This is a genomic window from Allosphingosinicella indica (genome assembly GCF_900177405.1).
In the GTDB taxonomy this organism is placed as follows: domain Bacteria; phylum Pseudomonadota; class Alphaproteobacteria; order Sphingomonadales; family Sphingomonadaceae; genus Allosphingosinicella; species Allosphingosinicella indica.
This window is the reverse complement of the sequence record NZ_LT840185.1, coordinates 365925-385348: the sequence shown is the minus strand read 5'-3', so window position 1 is coordinate 385348 and position 19424 is coordinate 365925. Positions and strand designations below refer to the sequence as shown.

The 19424-nt window shown below is 68.0% G+C and carries 18 protein-coding genes; 6 read left to right on the top strand and 12 right to left on the bottom strand.

The window, feature by feature from the left end; translation table 11 throughout:
- Positions 1-2: 2 nt before the first annotated feature.
- The 7 genes from B9N75_RS01925 to B9N75_RS01900 all read right to left on the bottom strand — a co-directional run bounded on the left by B9N75_RS01925 (position 3) and on the right by B9N75_RS01900 (position 5068).
- The gene (locus B9N75_RS01925; RefSeq protein ID WP_157123650.1) at positions 3-761 is read right to left on the bottom strand and encodes a hypothetical protein; all 759 of its coding nucleotides are present in this window, start codon (positions 759-761) and stop codon (positions 3-5) included.
- A gap of 96 nt (positions 762-857) precedes the next feature.
- The gene (gene era, locus B9N75_RS01920) at positions 858-1757 is read right to left on the bottom strand and encodes a GTPase Era (protein WP_085217271.1); all 900 of its coding nucleotides are present in this window, start codon (positions 1755-1757) and stop codon (positions 858-860) included.
- Positions 1758-1801: 44 nt separating this feature from the next.
- On the bottom strand, positions 1802-2464 hold the full coding sequence (gene rnc / locus B9N75_RS01915; RefSeq protein WP_085217270.1) for a ribonuclease III: 663 nt from the start codon (positions 2462-2464) through the stop codon (positions 1802-1804).
- Entirely contained in the window at positions 2461-3273 is an 813-nt protein-coding gene (lepB, locus tag B9N75_RS01910) for a signal peptidase I (protein ID WP_085217269.1), read from the bottom strand. Before lepB ends, rnc begins: the two co-directional genes overlap by 4 nt.
- Positions 3274-3321: 48 nt before the next feature.
- The gene (locus B9N75_RS14400; protein ID WP_280173576.1) at positions 3322-3447 is read right to left on the bottom strand and encodes a hypothetical protein; all 126 of its coding nucleotides are present in this window, start codon (positions 3445-3447) and stop codon (positions 3322-3324) included.
- Positions 3444-4658 carry an MFS transporter gene (locus B9N75_RS01905; protein ID WP_085217268.1) on the bottom strand — a complete coding sequence of 405 codons (1215 nt, stop codon included), beginning with the start codon at positions 4656-4658 and terminating at the stop codon, positions 3444-3446. Before B9N75_RS01905 ends, B9N75_RS14400 begins: the two co-directional genes overlap by 4 nt.
- A complete protein-coding gene (locus B9N75_RS01900) occupies positions 4655-5068 on the bottom strand; it encodes a MarR family winged helix-turn-helix transcriptional regulator (protein WP_085217267.1) in 414 nt (137 codons plus the stop codon). The genes B9N75_RS01905 and B9N75_RS01900 overlap by 4 nt, the downstream gene beginning before the upstream one ends.
- A gap of 98 nt (positions 5069-5166) precedes the next feature.
- Between B9N75_RS01900 and pgi the strand changes: the two genes are divergently transcribed.
- The 5 genes from pgi (at position 5167) to cysQ (ending at position 11991) form a co-directional block, all read left to right on the top strand.
- A complete protein-coding gene (gene pgi / locus B9N75_RS01895; RefSeq protein WP_085217266.1) occupies positions 5167-6684 on the top strand; it encodes a glucose-6-phosphate isomerase in 1518 nt (505 codons plus the stop codon).
- Positions 6684-8033 carry a glutathione-disulfide reductase gene (gorA, locus tag B9N75_RS01890; RefSeq protein ID WP_085219352.1) on the top strand — a complete coding sequence of 450 codons (1350 nt, stop codon included), beginning with the start codon at positions 6684-6686 and terminating at the stop codon, positions 8031-8033. Before pgi ends, gorA begins: the two co-directional genes overlap by 1 nt.
- 134 nt (positions 8034-8167) lie before the next feature.
- Positions 8168-9460: a homogentisate 1,2-dioxygenase gene (gene hmgA, locus B9N75_RS01885; protein WP_085217265.1), complete on the top strand. Its 1293-nt coding sequence runs from the start codon at positions 8168-8170 to the stop codon at positions 9458-9460.
- Positions 9461-9559: 99 nt separating this feature from the next.
- Positions 9560-11143 carry a phytoene desaturase family protein gene (locus B9N75_RS01880; protein ID WP_197685123.1) on the top strand — a complete coding sequence of 528 codons (1584 nt, stop codon included), beginning with the start codon at positions 9560-9562 and terminating at the stop codon, positions 11141-11143.
- An 89-nt stretch (positions 11144-11232) separates the two neighbouring features.
- Positions 11233-11991 (top strand): 3'(2'),5'-bisphosphate nucleotidase CysQ, encoded by a 759-nt coding sequence (gene cysQ / locus B9N75_RS01875; RefSeq protein WP_157123648.1) that lies wholly within the window; start codon positions 11233-11235, stop codon positions 11989-11991.
- A gap of 84 nt (positions 11992-12075) precedes the next feature.
- Here the strand turns inward: cysQ and B9N75_RS01870 are convergent, their stop codons facing one another.
- Positions 12076-13074: an adenosine kinase gene (locus B9N75_RS01870; RefSeq protein ID WP_085217263.1), complete on the bottom strand. Its 999-nt coding sequence runs from the start codon at positions 13072-13074 to the stop codon at positions 12076-12078.
- 94 nt (positions 13075-13168) lie between these two features.
- Between B9N75_RS01870 and B9N75_RS01865 the strand changes: the two genes are divergently transcribed.
- Positions 13169-13540: a hypothetical protein gene (locus tag B9N75_RS01865; RefSeq protein WP_085217262.1), complete on the top strand. Its 372-nt coding sequence runs from the start codon at positions 13169-13171 to the stop codon at positions 13538-13540.
- Here the strand turns inward: B9N75_RS01865 and queG are convergent.
- Genes queG through B9N75_RS01845 form a run of 4 tightly spaced genes read right to left on the bottom strand, consistent with a single transcriptional unit; the run spans position 13521 to position 19404 of the window.
- Positions 13521-14579, bottom strand: a complete 1059-nt coding sequence (gene queG, locus B9N75_RS01860; RefSeq protein ID WP_085217261.1) for a tRNA epoxyqueuosine(34) reductase QueG — start codon at positions 14577-14579, stop codon at positions 13521-13523. The genes B9N75_RS01865 and queG overlap by 20 nt on opposite strands.
- A gap of 28 nt (positions 14580-14607) precedes the next feature.
- On the bottom strand, positions 14608-15405 hold the full coding sequence (locus B9N75_RS01855) for a LytR/AlgR family response regulator transcription factor (RefSeq protein WP_085217260.1): 798 nt from the start codon (positions 15403-15405) through the stop codon (positions 14608-14610).
- Positions 15402-16589 (bottom strand): sensor histidine kinase, encoded by a 1188-nt coding sequence (locus tag B9N75_RS01850; protein ID WP_244552399.1) that lies wholly within the window; start codon positions 16587-16589, stop codon positions 15402-15404. The genes B9N75_RS01855 and B9N75_RS01850 overlap by 4 nt, the downstream gene beginning before the upstream one ends.
- Positions 16576-19404, bottom strand: a complete 2829-nt coding sequence (locus B9N75_RS01845) for a M16 family metallopeptidase (RefSeq protein WP_085217258.1) — start codon at positions 19402-19404, stop codon at positions 16576-16578. Before B9N75_RS01845 ends, B9N75_RS01850 begins: the two co-directional genes overlap by 14 nt.
- Positions 19405-19424 lie beyond the last annotated feature (20 nt).

The window sequence follows — 19424 nt, the reverse complement described above, 5'->3', positions numbered from 1 at the left end:
GCTCAGCAATGCTCGTCGAGCCGCGACGGCTCTTCCGGCGCATAGACCTCGCCGTCGCGCCGCCACGTCTCGGTGAAGCGGTCGCTGCCCGCAAAGACGACGTCGAACGACTGGTCCGCCTTCGGATTGACGATCTTGCCGTCCCATTCGGTCGCCGGCGCATTGTCGACCCGCGCGCCGGCATCGCTAAATCCGGTGCGCACCGTCGCTAGCAGCACCGGCGCGGTCGGCGCGAGTTCGGCGAGGTTGGTCCAGCTACAGGTGTAGCCCTGGCCGGTGAAGCCGCCCTCGCTCGCGATCACCGGGTGTGAGGCGAGATCGCGGCGGACCGTCCAACCGCTCGTCGCGGCGCCGAAGGAGGAGCCGGGCACGATCACCGGCCACCGCCCGGTCACCGCGAAGCCGTCGCCCTCGGGCTTCAGATAATAGACGCCCATCGCGCCGCTGCAGGCGTGGCAGTCGTCCATGTCGCGCGCCAGCGTCACCAGCGCGGCGGTGTCTCCGATCCATTCGATCGTCGCGGGCGTCACCGCATAAGTCTTGTCGCCCTCGGTCACTTTCGATTCGCCGGCCTGGCCGAACACGGTCTGGAACGCGGCGGCGAGCTGCGCCTTCGGTTCGAGTGCGCGGACGCCGGTCGGCGCATCGGGGGCGGGGGTGGGAGCTGCCGCCTGCGGGCCGAGCGGATCGCCGGGCTTCGCCGCCCACCAGATCGCCGCGCCCGCCGCACCGGCGACGAACAGCAGAAGGATCAGGATCAAGGCCCGGTTCGGGCGGCGGGGGGCGTCGCTTTCGTCCATGGCCGCACCCTGCGGTATCGGCGCGGCGATGCCAACCCGGCTCGTCGCGGCTGCGGCTCACTCCACCCAATCGAGGCCGATGTCGCGGTAGAGGCCCCGGTCCTCCTCCCAGTCGGGCTTCACCTTGACGTGGAGGAAGAGGTGGACCTTGTGCCCGAGCAGCGCCGCGAGCTGCTCGCGCGCCGCGGTGCCGATCGCCTTCAGCCGCGCACCGTTCTTGCCGAGCACGATCGCGCGCTGGCTCGCGCGACCGACGAGAATTTGCTGGTGGATCGCGACCGATCCGTCCTTGCGCTCCTCATATTTCTCGGTCTCGACCGCGCTCGCATAAGGGAGCTCGGCATGGAGCTGGAGGTAGAGCTGCTCGCGCGTCACTTCCGCAGCGAGCATCCGGTCGGTCGCGTCCGACACCTGATCCTCGGGGAAGTGCCACGGGCCATCGGGCATCCGCTCGGCGAGCGCGGCCTTGAGGTTGATCATGCCATCGCCGCTCGTCGCCGAGACCATGAACACCGCCTCGAAGGTCATCCGCTCGGTGAGCTGCGCGGCGAGCGTCAGCAGATCGTTCTTCGCCGTCGCGTCGACCTTGTTGAGCACCAGGATGCGCGGCTCGCTGCGGCCTTCGATCGTGTCGAGCATTGTCTCGATCCGCTTGGTGAAGCCGGTCGAAGCGTCGATCACCAGCGCGATGAGGTCCGCATCCTGCGCGCCGCCCCAGGCTGCGGCGACCATCGCCCGGTCGAGCCGGCGCCGCGGCTCGAAGATGCCGGGCGTATCGACCAGCAATATCTGCGCCGCGCCCGCGATCGCGACGCCCATCAGCCGCGTCCGCGTCGTCTGAGCCTTGGGGCTGACGATCGCCACCTTCTGGCCGACCAGCCAGTTGACGATCGTCGACTTCCCCGCATTGGGCGCACCCACGACGGCAACCAGGCCGCATTTTGTCTGATTATCCATTATTTTCTCAATCATCATTACTGCCCGCCTGAGCTTGTTGCGGGTCATCCCAGTTCATCAAGCAGCGCCAGTGCCGCCGCCTTTTCCGCTTCCTGCTTGGACGCGCCTTCGGCGGTTGCGGTTCCGAGGCCCGGCAGTTCCACTTCCACGGTAAAGCGCGGGGCGTGGTGGGGGCCGGAGCGGTGGACGAGGCGGTAGACAGGGGGCTTGGCGCCCTTGGCGGCCGCCAATTCCTGAAGCGTGGACTTAGGGTGTTTGGGCGCGCTCGCCTGACGTTCGGCGCGGTCGCCCCAGGCGCGGCGCACGAAGGCCTCCGCCGCTTCCAGCCCGCCTTCCAGGTAGATCGCGCCGATCAGCGCCTCGACCACGTCGCCCAGCACATTGTCGCTGTCCGCGGCGCCGTCGTCACGCGCCTGCTTGCCGAGGATCACCTGTGCGCCGATGCCGAGATCGCGGGCCACGTCGGCGCAGGTCTCGCGCGTGACCAGGGCGTTGAACCGGTTCGACAATTTGCCCTCAGGCTCGTCGGGATAGAGGCGGTAGAGCAGCGACGCCATGATGAGGCCGAGCACGCGATCGCCCAGGAACTCCAGCCGCTCGTAGTCAGCGCCGCCGCGGCTCGAATGGGTCAGCGCGCGTTCGAACAGCGCGGCATCGTGCGGCGTGTGGCCGGTCGCTGAGGTGATCCAGGCGGTGATCGCGCTCATCGTTCGACGCTCCGGCCGATCCGGTCCCAGCGCGCCGCGCGCACCCAGCTCGCCGGATTGCTGAAAGCCGCCGATCCGTCGGTCGAGAAGAACAGGATCGCGGCGCGGCCGATCAATTTGTCCGCGGGCAGCAGCCCGACGCCGCCCACCGATGTCGGGAAGCGGCTGTCCTCGCTGTCGTCGCGATTGTCGCCCATCACGAAATAATGGCCTTCGGGCACCGCGATCGGCAACGTGTCGTCGGCGGGGATGCGCGCCTGGTCGAGGATCGCATAGCTCCGCCCGCCGGGCAGCGTCTCGCGATAGCGCGGGTAGGCGCAGACCGGTGCGCCGTCCGGCCCCTCGACGATCCGCTCACTCTCCTCGCCGACGGTGCGGCACGGGCTGTTGAGGCTGATCGGCATCAGATAATCGGCGATCCGCGTCTTGGGCACCGGCTCGCCGTTGAGCCAAAGCGAGCCATCCCGCATCTGCACCGTGTCGCCGGGGAGGCCGATCACGCGCTTGATATAATCGTCGTCACCGCCGCCCGGATAGCGGAACACCACCACGTCGCCGCGCTCGGGCGCCGCGCCTAGCCAGCGCTCGCCGTCGCTCCCTGCGCCGAAGGGCAGCGACGCGGCGGAATAGCCGTAAGGCCATTTGGCGACGAACAGAAAATCGCCGATCATCAGCGTCGGCAGCATCGATCCGGAGGGGATGCTGAACGGCGCGACGATGAAGGTGCGGAGCAGCAGCGCGATGACGAAGAGGATCGCGGCGAAACGCACGGTCTCCCACAGCCCGCCCTTGCCGCGGCTCTTCCTCATCCGTCCATGCACCGCCCGCCTTTCGCTTGGGGCGGGGGAGCGGTCAAGTCAGAGGCAGTAGGCGACGAGCCCGCTAAGCGCCACCATGATCCCCTCGCGCTGCCAGAGCATCAGGCCGAGCGCGGCCATGGCGGCCGCGGCCCCGATCAGCAGGAGAGGGTGCGGTGCGGTCATGCGGGCCGGAGGCGCGCGACCGGCCGGTCGGCGATGGGAAGGTGGACGATCGCTGCGAACAGCCCGAGCGCGATCGAGGCGGCCCAGGCGAAGTCGTAATTGCCGGAAAGGTCATAGGCATAGCCCGCCGCCCAGGCGCCGAAGAAGCTGCCGACCTGATGGCTGAGGAAGACGATGCCATAGAGCGTGGAGAGATAGCGCACGCCGAAGATCTGGCCGACGAGGCCGCTGGTCAGCGGCACGGTGCCGAGCCACAGGAAGCCCATCGCGGCGGCGAAGACGAGCGCGCTCGCGGCGCTGAGGGGCGCGAGCAGGAACAGTATGATCACCACCGATCGCGCGGCATAGATGGCGCTCAGCACATATTTCTTGCGCAGCCGGTCCGCGGACAAGCCGGCGAGGTAGGAGCCAAAGATGTTGAACAGGCCGACCAGCGCCAGCGCGCTCGCGCCGACCTCGAGGCCGAGGCCGCGATCGCTGAGATAGGCGGGAAAATGCGTCGCGATGAAGGCGATGTGGAAGCCGCAGACGAAGAAGCCGGCGTTGAGCAGCCAATAGCCGCGATGCCCCGCCGCCTCGGCGAGCGCGGCGCGCATCGTCTGCGCAGGCTCCGCCTGCTGGCTGCCCGCGCCCGGCCGCCCGGCGACGCCGATCGCCAGCACGATCATCGTCGCGATGAGCCCCGCGAGCACGACCAGCGCAAGCCGATAGCCGAGATCGCCGAGCAGCATCTGCGCGGCGGGGACGACGAGGAACTGGCCGAGCGATCCGCCCGCGGTGACGAGCCCGAATGCCATGCCGCGCTTCTCGGCGGGCACCACGCGGCCGACCGCCCCGAGCACGGTGACGAAGGTCGTCGCCGAAAGCGCCATGCCGATGAGGATGCCGAACGAAAGCGTCAGCCCCAACGCGCTGTCCGCCCAGGCGGCGGCGAGCATGCCGACGACGTAGAGCAGGGTGCCGCCGGCGACGACACGCCCCGCGCCGTAGCGATCGCCGAGCGCGCCGACCAAGGGCTGCGCGAGGCCGAAGAGTAGGTTCTGGATCGCCAGCGCCATGCCGAAGTCGCCGCGGCCGATGCCGAGATCGACGCTCATCTGCGGCAGGAACAGCCCGAACGACTGGCGGACGCCCATCGCCAGCGTGACGATCGCCGCGCCGGTGAGGATCACCGTCCACGGCCGTTTCATCGCGGGCCCAAACAGGCTCATGCCGCAAGTCCCTCCAGCCGGTCGAATGCAGCGTCCAGCGCGGCGCCTTCCTCCCCAAGCGCCGCGCCGATCTCGGCCTGCGCCTTCTCCCACAGCGGCGTGGCCTTGCGCATCACCGCGCGCGCCTCGTCGGTGATCCGCACCACGCGGCTTCTTTTGTCGCGGCCTTGCCCGGATGCGACCCAGCCCTTGGCCTCCAGCGGCGCCAGCGTCCGGTTGAGCGTCGTGCGATCGAACGCCGTCGCGGCGGCGAAATCGCTGAGCGTCGATGGCCCCGCGCGTTGCAACTGCCGCAGCAACGAGAATTGCGCGACGCTGATCCCCGCAGGCGCCAGCGCGGCGTCGTAATGCGCGCTGACGATCCGCGTCGATCGCTTGAGCCGGGCGCAAGTGCATAGCAACGGAAGCATGAAGCGTGTATATGCACGCAACCAATCGTAGGTCAATTGCCGCCTAGGCTTTCCTGCGCCGCGACCCTAGATAGCCGCCTCATAAAGAGGAGCTTTGCATGACCGATCGCGAATGGGCGGCGCTGGAGGCGATCGAGACGCGTCCCATCCTCGATCTCTTCAAGGCCGAGCCCGACCGGCTGTCGCGCCTCTGCATCGAGGAAGCGGGCATCCGCTTCGATTTCGCCAAGACGCACCTTACCGCCGCGCATCTCGACGCGTTCGTCACCCTGGCCGCCGCGGCCGATCTCGCCGCCAAACGCGACGCCCTGTTCGCGGGCGATCCGGTCAACGCCAGCGAGGGCCGCGCCGCCGAACACACCGCCGAGCGCGGGCAGGGTGCGCCCGAAAGCGTCCGCCGCGCGGCCGGGCTCCACACCCGCATGCGCGCGCTGATCGACGCGATCGAGGCAGGCGCGTTCGGCACGATCCGGCATATCCTCCACATCGGCATCGGCGGCTCCGCGCTGGGCCCCGATCTGCTGATCGATGCGCTCGGCCGCGATTCCGGCCGCTACGACAGCGCCATCGTCTCCAACGTGGACGGCGCCGCGCTCGCCGAAGCGCTCGACCGCTTCGACCCTACCGCTACCTTGCTCGTCATCGCGTCCAAGACCTTCACCACCAGCGAGACGATGCTCAACGCGCAGTCGGCGCTCGACTGGATGGAGGTGGGCGGCGTCGCCGATCCCTATGGCCGCGTCGTCGCGCTCACCGCCGCGCCGGATCGCGCGCTGGAATTCGGCGTCGACGAGACGCGCATCCTGCCATTCTCCGAAAGCGTCGGCGGCCGCTATTCGCTCTGGTCGTCGATCGGCTTTCCGGCCGCGCTCGCGCTCGGCTGGGAGGCGTTCGAGGAGCTGCTCGAGGGCGCCGCGGCGATGGACCGGCATTTCCGCCTTGCCCCGCCCGAACGCAACGCGCCGCTGATCGCCGCGTTCGTCGATCGATATTACGCTAACCTGCGGCACGCCGAAACGCGCGCCGTCTTCGCCTATGACGAGCGTCTGCGGCTGCTGCCCCCCTATCTTCAGCAGCTCGAGATGGAATCGAACGGCAAGTCGGTGACGGTGGACGGCGCACCCGTCGGCCGCGCCACTGCGGCGATCACCTGGGGCGGGGTCGGCACCGACGCCCAGCATGCCGTCTTCCAGCTCCTTCACCAGGGCACGCATCTCGTGCCGGTCGAGTTCGTCGCGGTGACCGAGCCGGAGCACGGCCTCGCCGGGGAGCATCACACACAACTGCTGGGCAATTGCTTCGCACAGGGCGCCGCGCTCGCCGCCGGCAAGGCGTCCGACGATCCGCAGCGCGCCTATCCCGGCGACCGCCCGTCGACGACGATCCTGCTCGATAGGCTCGATCCCGCCACGCTGGGCGCGCTCATCGCCTTTTACGAGCACCGCACCTTCGCCAATGCCGCGCTGCTCGGCATCAACCCGTTCGATCAGTTCGGCGTCGAGCTCGGCAAGGAAATGGCCAGGGCTATCGATTCCGGCGGCGATCAGCGCTTCGATCCTTCCACCGAGGCGCTGATCGCTCGCGCGCTCGGCCCCGCAACTTCCGAGGACGCATGATGGCAAAGACCTATGATTACGATCTCTTCGTCATCGGCGCGGGATCGGGCGGGGTACGCGCCGCGCGCGTCTCCGCCGCACATGGGGCGCGCGTCGCCATTGCCGAGGAGTTTCGCGTCGGCGGCACCTGCGTCATCCGCGGCTGCGTGCCCAAGAAGCTGCTGATCTACGGCGCGCATTTCGCCGAAGACCTCCAGGACGCGCGCCGCTTCGGCTGGGATGTGCCGGACTGCAAGTTCGACTGGCCGGTGCTGCGCGACAATGTGCTCGCCGAGGTCGAGCGTCTGGAAGGCATCTACGGCGAAATTCTCGAGCGCAACGAGGTCGAGGTCATCCACCAGCGCGCCACCGTCTCGGGCGTCAATGAGGTGACGCTGGCCGACGGCACCAAGGTCAGCGCCGGCACCATCCTCATCGCCACCGGTGCCTGGCCGATGATCCCCGACGTGCCGGGCGCGGAGCATGGCATCACTTCGAACGAGGTGTTCAATCTCGACACGATCCCCAAGCGTGCGGTGATCGCGGGGGGCGGCTATATCGCCAACGAATTCGCCGGCATCTTCCACCAGCTCAAGTCCGACGTGACGATCGTCAACCGCGGCGACCGCATCCTGCGCCATTACGACGAGCAGGTGCGCGACCGGCTGCTCCAGATCTCGCTCACCAAGGGCATCAAATTCCTGTTCAACGCGCCCTTCGAGAAGATCGAGAAGAAGGCGGAGGGCGGTCTCGTCATCCATCTCGCCGGGCAGGATCCGATCGAGGCCGATCTGCTGCTCTGGGCGGTCGGCCGGGTGCCGCGCACCCCGGGTCTCGGGCTGGAAGAAGCCGGCGTGAAGCTCGGCAAGAACGGCGCGATCGAGGTCGACGAGGACAACCAGTCCTCGGTCCCCAGCATCTACGCGATCGGCGACGTCACCGATCGCGTCCAGCTCACCCCCGTCGCGATCCGCGAGGGCCACGCCTTCGCCGATACCATATTCGGCGGAAAGCCGACCCGCGTCGATTACGAGAACATCCCCTCCGCGGTCTTCAGCCACCCGCCGATTGCGGGCGTCGGCATGACCGAGGCGGAGGCGCGCGAGCGGCTGGGTTCGGTCAAGATCTACACCTCCGATTTCCGCGCGATGAAGAACGTCCTCGCGGGCCGCAACGAGCGCGCGCTCTACAAGCTCGTCGTCGATGGCGAGAATGAGAAAGTGGTCGGCATCCACATGATCGGCCCCGACGCCCCGGAAATCCTCCAATCCGCCGCGATCGCGGTAAAGGCCGGCCTCACCAAGCCGCAATTCGACGATACCGTCGCCATCCACCCGACGATGGCCGAGGAACTCGTGCTGATGCGGTGACCCGCGACCCGTCACCCTATTCTGTCATTCCTGCAAAAGCGGGAATCCCGCTTTGCCTTCTCGCGCACCTATCCTAACCGGGATTCCCGTTTTCGCGGGAATGACGATAGAAGTGGCGCGCGTTCAGGAGACAAATGTTGGCAAGCGAAGGCTATATGTCCGGCTTCGGCAATCATTTCGCGACCGAGGCGGTGGCGGGGGCGTTGCCGGTGGGGCGCAATTCGCCGCAGAAGCCGGCGTTCGGCCTTTATGCCGAGCAATTGTCGGGCACCGCCTTCACCGCGCCGCGCGCCGAGAACCATCGCTCCTGGCTCTACCGGATGCGGCCGAGCGCCGAGCATCCGCCCTATGTGCGCTACCAGGGCGCCGACCTGTTCGCGCCGGGCACGACGGATGAGCCGGTCGCGCCCAATCGCCTCCGCTGGAACCCGCTCGCCATCCCCTCGGAGCCCACCGACCTGATCGACGGCATGGTGACGATGGCGGCCAACCGCGATCCGACCACGCTGGAGGGTGTCGCCGTCCACGTTTACCGCGCCAATCGCGACATGGAGCGCCGCGCCTTCTTCAATTCGGACGGCGAGATGCTGTTCATTCCGCAGCAGGGCCGCCTCCACCTGTTCACCGAGATGGGACGGATCGACGTGGCGCCCGGCGAGATCGCGCTCGTCCCGCGCGGCGTCCGCTTTCGCGCGACGCTGCCCGATGGCGAGGCGCGAGGCTATGTCGCCGAGAACCACGGCGCGCTGTTCCGCCTCCCCGATCTCGGCCCGATCGGCGCCAACGGCCTCGCCAACCCGCGCGATTTCGAGGCGCCGGTCGCAGCCTATGAGGATGTAGAAGGCGACGTCGAGCTCATCCAGAAATATATGGGATCGCTGTGGACGACGACGATCGACCATTCGCCGCTCGATGTCGTCGCCTGGCACGGCAATCTCGCGCCGTGGAAATATGATCTCGCGCGCTTCAACGCGATCGGCACAGTCAGCTTCGATCACCCCGATCCGTCGATCTTCACCGTGCTCACCTCGCCTAGCGACGTGCCCGGCCGCGCCAACGCCGATTTCGTCGTCTTCCCGCCGCGCTGGATGGTGGCGGAGGACACGTTCCGCCCGCCCTGGTTCCACCGTAATGTGATGAGCGAATGCATGGGCCTCATCCACGGCGCCTATGATGCAAAGGCGGAAGGCTTCGCCCCCGGCGCGATCTCGCTCCATAACCAGATGGCGGGCCACGGCCCCGACGTCGCAAGCTGGAAGGGGGCGAGCGAGGCGGCGCTCAAGCCCCACAAGATCGAAGGCACGCTCGCCTTCATGGTCGAAACCTGCTGGCCCTACCGCCCGACAAGATACGCATTGGAGTGCGCGGAGCTTCAGAAGGATTATGACGCGGCCTGGGGCGGTTTTCCGAAGGCGCGATTGCCCTGATCCCCACAGCCGTCTGCCCTGAGTGCGTCGATGGGCTGGGCTACTTTTGACAACGCTGGAAGAAGGGCAGGGCTTGGACAGGCTCAGCCCGAGCGGAGATTGTGCAGAATGACCGACATCCTCATCATCGGCGCCGGGCACAATGCGCTGACGTGCGCCTTCTACCTCGCGTCGCGGGGGATGAAGGTGACGATGCTGGAAGCGCGGTCGGTGGTCGGCGGCGCGGCGGTGACGGAGGAATTCCACCCCGGTTTCCGCAACTCAACCGCCAGCTACACCGTCAGCCTGCTCAACCCCAAAGTTATCGCCGACATGCGGCTCTACGATCACGGGCTGAACGTGGTGCTCCGCAAGATCGACAACTTCCTGCCGACGCAGGGCGCTGACTATTTGCTGTCGGGCCGCGAGGGCCTCACCAAGCGCGAGATCGCCCGCCACTCGCCAAAGGATGCCGAGAATTACGACGCTTATGCCGCCTCGCTCGAGGGTGTCGTCCGTATCCTGCGCGAATGGCTGCTCCGCGCTCCGCCCAATGCCGGCGGCGGCGTGGCCGATATCCTCGCCGCGCTGAAGCTGGGATCGGGCGTCCGCGGCATGGGGATCGAGGATCAGCGGCACCTGCTCGATTTCTTCACCAAATCCGCCGCCGACATCCTCGAACGCTATTTCAGCCACGACTTGGTGCAGGCGCTGTTCGGCTTCGACGCGGTGGTCGGCCATTTCGGCAGCCCCTGGACGCCGGGGTCGGCCTATGTCCTCCTCCACCACGTGTTCGGCGAGGCGGCGGGGGTCGACGGCGCATGGGGCCATGCGATCGGCGGGATGGGCGCGATCACCCAGGCGATGGCGAAGGCGGCGCGCGAGAAGGGCGTCGAGATCATCCTCGACGCGCCGGTTTCGGAAATCATCGTCGAGCGCGGCCGCGCGGCGGGCGCGGTGGCGGGCGGCAAGACTTATCGCGCCAAGGGCGTCGCTGCGGGCGTCAATCCCCGGCTGCTGTTCGGATCGCTGCTGCCGCAAGGTGCCGTCGCGCCGGAGATCGACCGGCGCATGGCGGGCTGGGCCTCGGAATCCGCCACCTTCCGCATGAATGTCGCGCTGTCGGAACTGCCACGCTTCACATCGCTCCCCGAACCGGGCGATCATCTCACCGCCGGCATCATTATGGCGCCCTCGCTAACTTATATGGACCGGGCTTACGTCGATGCGAAGCGCGACGGGTTCAGCACCGAGCCGATCGTCGAGATGCTGATCCCCTCGACGCTCGACGACAGCCTCGCGCCCGCGGGCAGCCACGTCGCCAGCCTCTTCTGCCAGCATTTCCGCTACGACGTGCCTGGCGGCTGGGATGCGCGGCGCGAGGAGGCGGCAGACCGGATCATCGACACCGTCGATGCCTATGCGCCCGGCTTCAAGGCTTCGGTCATCGGCCGCCTCGCGCTGTCGCCGCTCGACTTGGAGCGCCGCTTCGGGCTCGTCGGCGGCGATATCTTCCACGGTAAGATGGGGCTCGATCAGCTCTTTTCCGCCCGCCCGATGCTGGGCCATGCCGATTACCGGATGCCGCTTCCCGGCCTCTATCTTTGCGGATCGGGCGCGCATCCGGGCGGCGGAGTCACCGGCGCACCGGGACACAACGCGGCGGCGGCGATCCTCAAGGACCGGCGGAAGCTCGGCGCGTAAAAGGGCTGGGCTTCGACAAGCTCGGCCCAAGCGGTTATGAAGACGCCACTTCACCCGCTCGCCCTGAGCCTGTCGAAGGGCTGCCCTTCTTGCCGACGCCGATCCTCGAACCGCTTGTCTCCGCCGCACTCGAAGCGGGCGCGGATATCCTCTGCGTCTACACCGAAGGCTGTGCGGTCGATATCAAGCCCGACGGCTCTCCGGTCACAATCGCGGACCAGCGCGCCGAGGCGATCATCCTCGCCGCGCTCGCCCGCGATTTTCCCGGCGTCCCGGTCGTCGCGGAAGAGGAGGCATGCGCGGGCCGCATCCCCGCCGATCTCGGCACCCGCTTCTTCCTCGTCGATCCACTCGACGGCACGCGCGGTTTCGCCGACCGCACCGGCGAGTTCACGGTCAATATCGCGCTGATCGAGAATGGCGATCCGGTCGCGGGCGTCGTCTACGCGCCCGTGCCCGACGCGCTCTATTTTGGCGAGATCGGCCACGGCGCGTCCCGCCGGCTGAAGGGCGGCGCCGAGGAGGCGATTGCCACGCGCTCGCGCCTTCCCGGACGGCTCGATGCGGTAGGGAGCCGCAACCACGCTTCTCCCGAGGACGCTGCGCGGCTCGCCGAGATGGGCGTCACCGGCCATGTCGCCTCCGGCTCGTCGCTCAAATTCTGCGTGCTCGCGGAAGGCGGCGCCGATGTCTATCCGCGCTGGGGCCGCACGATGGAATGGGATACCGCCGCCGGCCACGCCGTGCTCGAAGCGGCGGGCGGCCGCGTCCTCGACCTGGCCGGCGATCCGCTACGCTACGGCAAGCCTGGCTTCGAGAACCCCCATTTCATCGCCTGGGGGACGTAGGGTTCCCCGGCGAAAGCCGGGGTCCAGCATATCAGGGTCATGCAAGCCGGACGACTGGGCCCCGGCGTTCGCCGGGGAACAGGTTCATCCGATCCGCTTCGCTGCCAGCGCCTTCAGATCCGCCTCCGGGCGCGCACCATAATGCGAGATCACTTCCGCCGCAGCGATCGCGCCCAATGTCAGGCTTTCCTCGAGGCTCCGGCCCTGCGCATGGCCGGTCAGGAAGCCCGCGGCGAAAAGATCGCCCGCGCCGGTGGTGTCGATCACCTTTTCGACCGGCTCGGCCGCCACTTCGGCACGCTCATTCCCGCTGACCGCGATTGCGCCGTTTTCGCTGCGCGTCACCACCAGCACCGGCACCTTGGGCGCGATCGCCGCGACTGCCGCCTCGAAATCGCTCTCGCCGGCCAGTTCGGTAATCTCCGCCTCGTTCGCGAAGAGGATGTCGATCCGCTGATCCTCGATCAGCTTGAGGAATCCGGCGCGGTGCCGCGCAATGCAGAAGCTGTCGGAGAGCGTAAAGGCGACCTTGCGGCCCGCGCCCCGCGCGATCTCGATCGCCCGCTCCATCGCCGCGCGCGGCTCTTCCGGATCCCACAGATAGCCTTCGAGATAGAGGATCGCCGCGCTCTCGATCTGCGCCGAATTGATCGCCGCGGGCGGCAGATGCTGCGACGCGCCGAGGAAGGTGTTCATCGTCCGCTGCGCATCGGGCGTCACGAGGATCAGGCACCGCGCGGTGGGGGCGGGGCCGTCCCCAGCCGCGGGCGTCTCGAACGCAACGCCAACCGCGCGGATGTCATGCGCGAAGACGGCGCCGAGCTGATCGGCGGCGACCTGGCCGATGAAGCCCGCGCGCGCGCCGAGAGCGGCGACGCCGGCGGCGGTGTTGGCCGCCGATCCACCGCTCGTCTCGCGCCCCGCGGCCATCCGGCCATAGAGCCGCTCGGCCTCACCGGCGTCGATCAGCCGCATCGACCCCTTCGCCAGCCCCTCGTCGGCGAGGAACGTGTCATCGGCGGGCGCGATTACGTCGACGATGGCATTGCCGATAGCGAGGACGTCGAGGGTGGGGGCGGTCATGCAAGGCTCCGTCTGGCGAAAGCGCCGCCCTATCGCCCGCACCCGGGGGGATCAACCGATTGACCCGGCACGGCCGCTGCGCGAAGCAAGGGTCATGACGCGTAACCGTACCCGTATTCCCCTGCTGCTCCTCGCAACGCTCGGTGGTTGCGTAGCGGCGCCTTCCAGCCAGGCGCCCGTGCCGCAAGTGCAGACGCCGCGCTTCGACACTCACGGCCTCGAAAGCGTGATGGGCCAGAATGCCCGCCATCTCGAGCGGCTGCTGGGCGAGGCCGAGCTCGACGTGCGCGAAGGGCAAGCGCGCAAGCTGCAGTTCGGGAGCGCGGTCTGCGTGCTCGATGCCTATCTCTATCCGCAGCGCTCCGGCGCCGAGCCGCTCGTTACTTATGTCGATGCGCGGCTGCCCGACGGGCGCGACATGGACCGCGCAAGCTGCGTCGCCGCGCTCACCGCGGCGCGGCGCTGACCGCCAGCCGCTCCAGCGCCCAGCGCGCCGCTTCGGCGACCACCGCGTCCGCATCATCGGTCAGCCGCTGCAGCACCGGCACGAGCGCGGCGCTGCCGCTGTTGCCGGCGGCGATCGCGGCGTTGCGAACCATGCGGTTGCGCCCGATCCGCTTGATCGGCGATCCCGCGAACACTCGGCGGAAACCGGCGTCATCGAGCGCCAGCAGATCGGCCAGCGCAGGCGCCGCCAGTTCGGCGCGCGGCAAAAACGCCTGGTTGCGGCGCGCGCTGCTCGCGAAGCGGTTCCACGGGCAGGCGGCGAGGCAATCGTCGCAGCCGTAGATGCGGTTGCCGATCGCAGCGCGAAACTCTTCGGGGATCGGCCCCTTATGCTCGATCGTGAGGTAGGAGATGCAGCGCCGCGCATCGAGCCGGTATGGCACCGGAAACGCGGCGGTCGGGCACGCATCGATGCAGGCGTGGCAGCTTCCGCAGCGCAGCGCATGCGGCGCGTCCGCCTCCAGCTCTAGCGTGGTGAAGATCGTGCCGAGGAACAGCCAGCTCCCGTCCTCGCGGCTGACCAGGTTGGTGTGCTTCCCCTGCCAGCCGATCCCCGCCGCCTCGGCCAGCGGCTTCTCCATAACCGGTGCGGTGTCGACGAACACCTTGAGCTCGGAGGGCGCCGCCGCGACCAGCCAGCGCGCCAGCGCCTTCAGCGCGCGCTTCACCACGTCGTGATAATCGCCGCCCTGCGCATAGACCGAAATGCGTCCGGCCTCGGGCTCGGCTTCGAGCAGCCGCGGATCGGCGGCGGGCGCATAGCTCATCCCCAGCGCGATCACCGATCGGACCTCCGGCCACAGCCCGGCAGGGCTGGCCCGGCGGTTGGCGGTTTCCTCCATCCAGATCATGTCGCCATGCGCGCCGTCGGCGAGCCATGCGCGCAGCCGCTCGCCGCTCCGCGGGGCCGCATCCGCGCGCGCGATGCCGAACGCGGTGAAGCCCAGCGAACGCGCTTCGGCTTCCAGCCGGTCGCGAAGAGAAAGGGGCGCGGTCATTGCGGCGCCCCTTAGCATATCGCCGCCGTCAGTGGACGAACCGCGCCACCACGTCGCGATAGCTGCGGCTGACCTTCACCTGGCTGCCCGAATCGAGCACCAGGAAGCATTCGCCGTTGGTGTGCGGCTTCACCTGGCGGACGAGATCGAGGTTGACGATCGTCGAGCGGTGGACGCGCTGGAAACGGCGCGGATCGAGCCGCTTCTCCAGATCCTTCATCGTCTCGCGCAGGATCAGCGTGTTGTCGGCGGTCTTGATGCACATGTAATCGCCGGCCGCCTCGACGCTCTCGATCGAATCGACGTCGACACGGAAGATCTGGCCGCGATCCTTGATGTTGATCAATTTCTCGAAGCGGCTCGAGGCGAGCGATTCCTCGCCCTCCACGCTGTCCACCGCGTCCGGCGCGACTTCGGCGAGCACTTCCTTGAGCTTGCCCGCTTCCTCGGCGCTGCGCCGCTCTGCGAGGCGCTGGCGGACGCGGTCCATCGTGTCGGCCAGCCGGTCTTCCTCCACCGGCTTCATCAGATAGTCGATCGCCTGCGCGTCAAAGGCGCGGATCGCATGGTCCGAATAGGCAGTGACGAAGACGAACAGTGGTGGATCGACCTCCAACAGCCCCTGAATCACCGAGAAACCGTCGAAGCCCGGCATCTGGATGTCGAGGAAGACGAGATCGGGCTTGTGTGTCTTCACCGCGCGGATCGCCTCGCGGCCGTTCGAGCATGTGTCGATCACCTCGACGTCGGGGTGCCGCTCCAGCCGCAGCCTGAGGCCCTGCGTGGCCAGCGGCTCGTCGTCGACCAGGATCGTGCGAATGGTCATTTCAATTCCTCGGATTCAGTCTGGAATGGGATGTCGATGGTTACGCTGAATCCCCCTGTTGCACTCGTTTGAGTCTCAAAACGATGGTCGGCGCCATAGGCCTGCGCCAGCCTGTCCCGAATGTTCGCCAGTCCGACTCCGGTGGAACGTGCCGAGAGTGCGGACTGGGCGTCGACGCCCGGTCCCGTGTCTGAAACCCGTATCGCAACGCGCCCGCCCACCTTGCGCGCGTCGATGGTAATGTCTGCGCCTTCCTCCTGCGGCGTCACCGCATATTTGATCGCATTTTCCACCAGCGGCTGCAGCAGCAGCGATGGCAATCTGCCGCGCCGCACCGCCGGATCGATGGTGAAGATCGGCCGCAGCCGCTCCTCGAACCGCATCTTCTCTATCTCGAGATAGAGTTTCAGCGTCTCCACCTCCTGCTCGATGGTCACTTGCCCGGTGGGCTCGTTGACCAATGTGTACCTGAGGAAGGACGACAGCCGCGAGAGCATCGCATTGGCACGGTCGGTCTGCTTCAGCAGGACGAGCGTCGATATGGAGTTGAGGGTGTTGAAAAGGAAGTGCGGGTTGAGCTGGTAGCGCAGCATCGCGAGCTGCGCGCTGCTCGCCTGCGCCTCCAGCCGCAGCATCCGGTCGGTCTGCTGCTCGAGCAAGAGGTAGTAATTGATCCCGTAATAGAGCGCCGACCAGGCCGCGAGCAGCGCGAAATCGAGCAGGATGGCGCCGAAGAATTGCAGCCCCTCGGGCCGCGTTCCGGGCCTCAGGAAGGTCGCGTGGCTCCACGTCTCGATCGCCGAAAAGACCGCGGAGGCGATCAGCACCAGACTGATGGAGACCGCCCAGGTGACCACCGGCTTCTGGTGGATCAGCCGCCGGTAGGCCGCCGCCATCAGCAAGGTGATCGAATAGCCTGTCGCGGTCAGCAGCGTCGTGTGGATGATGAAGCTGAACCCCATCGCATTGGCGACGCCGGTCAGCGTTCTCAGGATGAAATAGCCGGCCCACCCGGCCGACTGCAGGATCCAGAAGGCGCGGTTCTTGTCGCCGAACAGGGTGTGCTGCTCGGGCAATTTGGGCGCGACGTTCCACCCCCCGCTCGCCGCTGTCGGCTGCGGTGTCGCCGCCCCCGGCATCGGGCCGGGCGGCTGGCTCAGGGTCGTTGCGCTACTCGTTGCCACCGCCGGCTTTTCTAGCGGGAACCACCAGCATCGACCAGTCGGGTGCGTCGGCGACGTATCGGGCGACGGCGGCGCGGACGTCTTCGGCGGTCATCGCCTTGTAATCGGCGAGATAATTGCGCGCGTAATCGATCTTCTCGGGGTGCGCGCCGATGCCCTGCAGCACGCCGACCCAATAGGCATTGGTCTTTTCGCGCCGCTCGATGCCGGTCAGGATCGGATTCTGGACGCGGGCGAATTCGTCCGGCGCGGCCGGCTTGGCGGCGAGATCCGCCACCACTTCGCGCGCGATGCGGAAGAAGGCGTCGGCGCTCTCCGGCTTGATCGCCGCGGCGGTGTAGAAGACGCCCCAGCCCGGGAAGGTCTCCGACGTGCTGGAGATGGCCGAGGGGCTGTAGGTCGCGCCCTCCTCCTCACGAAGCCGGTCGAACAGCCGCACCTGCAGCATGTTCGCCGCCATGCTGAGCGCACGCCGCTCCTTGCGATGGTCGAGCCCGCCCATCGTCGTCCAGCCGATCACGGCATAGGCCTCATCCGGCGCGCCGTTGTGGGTGAAGCGCGCGGGATCGGGCGAGGGCGGCGGCGGCGCGACCGCCGTCGTCCCCGCGGGCAGCACCGGCGCGGGCCGCCTCGGGAGTGCGCCGACGGTGCGCGCGAACGCCTGCACCGCGGTTTCGAGATCGACGTCGCCGACGATGATGCCTTCCACCGGCCCGCGCGCGGTCAGCGGCGCGAAGAACGCCTCGAACGCCTTGGCGTCCGCCGCCTGCACCGCGGGCTTCTCCACCGGCGCCCAGCGGCTGTCGGCCGGCCGCAATACGCCGCCGAATTCGCGGCTCGCGCGCGCCGTCGCGGAGGCAAAAGCCAGCTCGTAGCTTTCGAGCGCGCCAGAGCGCAGCCGCCCGAACACCTGCGCGTCCCAGCGCGGAAAGGCGAGCTTGCTGGCGAGGAGGCGGAGCTGATCGCCGAGGTCGGTGCCGTTGGTCTGGCCGGAGAGGATGAAGGCGTCGTCGTCCACCCCGAAAGTCATCGCCATGCGCCGCCCGGTCAGCAGCCGCTCCATCGCGTCGAGATCGAGGTCCGCCATGCCCGAAGAGGCGATCGCGCCCGCCGCCCAGCCGAGCGACGGCGCCTTGGGATCGATCGCAGTCAGCCCGCCGCCGAAGCGGAGCTGCACCTGCACCGATCCCTTTTCGAAATCGCTTTGCTTGAAGGTCAGCGTCGATCCGTTGGCGAAGGTGACGATGGTGACGCCGAGATCGTCGATCGTTCGGCGCGAGACCTCGCGGCCCGGCGCGCCGATCGGCGGCAGATTGTCCATGCTGATCTTGCGCTCCGCCTGCCGCGTCGCCGGGGCAATCTTCTCGGCCGCTGCAAGCGCCGCCTCGGCATCCGTCTCGCTCACCGCCTCGGGCGCCAGCAACGCCATGCGCGGGCCGGCGCCGTCGAACAGCGACCGGGTGGCGGCGGCGACCGCGGCGGGCGTCATGTCGCGGCCGAAGCCGTCGAACAATGCCAGCACTTCCTTGGCGCTCGCCACGACGCTGCGGTCGTCGAGCGCGCCGATGAGTTGCTGCGCGCGTTGCGGTGATCGCACCGTGTCGTCGCCCTCCATCGCGGCGGTCGCGCTGGTGCGGATGTTGCTGAGTTCGCGCGCGATTTCCTCCTGGCTCGGCGGCGCCGCGGTCGCGTCGCGAAGGATCGCGAACACCTCGTTCAGCGCCTCGCGCCAGCGGCCGTCTTTGGCGCTGACCGACAGCATCGTCATGTCGGCGACATTGGTCGCCTCGCTCTGGCCGATCGCCGCGTTGAGGAAGGCGGCATCGCCGCGCGACTTGGCCTGCAGCCGCCGGTTGAGGATGCGCGAGGCGATCGACTTGGCGAAATCCTCGCGCTCGCTGGCGATCGTGTCGGGGCGCCAGCGATAAGGGCGCAGCCAGGTCGCCGAGATGACGTGCGGCGCGCCGGGATAAGCCAGCGTCGCGATCCGCGTCTCGGGAGTGGCGATCGCGCCGTAATCGGGGTCGCGTGCCGCTGTACCCCTGGCTGCCCAAGTGCCGAAATGCTTGGCGATCAGCTCTTCCATCATCGCCGGATCGGCATCGCCGACCATCACCACCGTGGCGTTATCCGGCCGATACCAGCGATCGTAAAAAGCCTTGAGCCCCGCCGGATTGGCGGCGGCAAGCGTCGCGTTGGTGCCGATCGGATCGCGATCCGCCATCAACAGGCCCGCGTAGAAGAGCGGCCAGCTCGCCTCCTGCATCTTGGTCGAAAGCTCGGGGCGGCGGGCCTTTTCCTGCAGGATGATGCGCTTCTCGCCCTCGATCGCGGCGCTGTCGAACCGCGCCTTGTCCATCATTTCGGAAAGGACGTTGAGGCTGGTGTCGAGGCTCGCCCTGTCGGCGTGCGGCAGATCGAGCTGGTAGACGGTCTGCGTAGCGCTGGTCGTCGCGTTGCTGTCGCTGCCGAAATTGGCGCCCAGCTTCTGCCAGACGTAGCGCGCCTGCCGATCGGGGAAATTCTCGGTGCCGCGGAACAGCATATGCTCGACGAAATGCGCCCAGCCGCGCTCGCCGTCCGCCTCGTGCAGCGATCCCGCGCCGATGCGGACGCGGATCGAGACCTGGCCCGCCGGCAGCGCGTTGCGCCGCACCGCATAGCGCAGGCCGTTGTCGAGCGTGCCGAAGGTCCACGCCTTGTCCTGCGGGATGTCGCTGCCCTGGTAGAACCAGGTGCCGTCGCCCGCGGCCTGCGCGGGAACGGCGATGACGAACAGCAGGGCGAGGATGCAACGGCGGAGGAAAAGGATCATGCAAGTCCCGGATAGCGCAC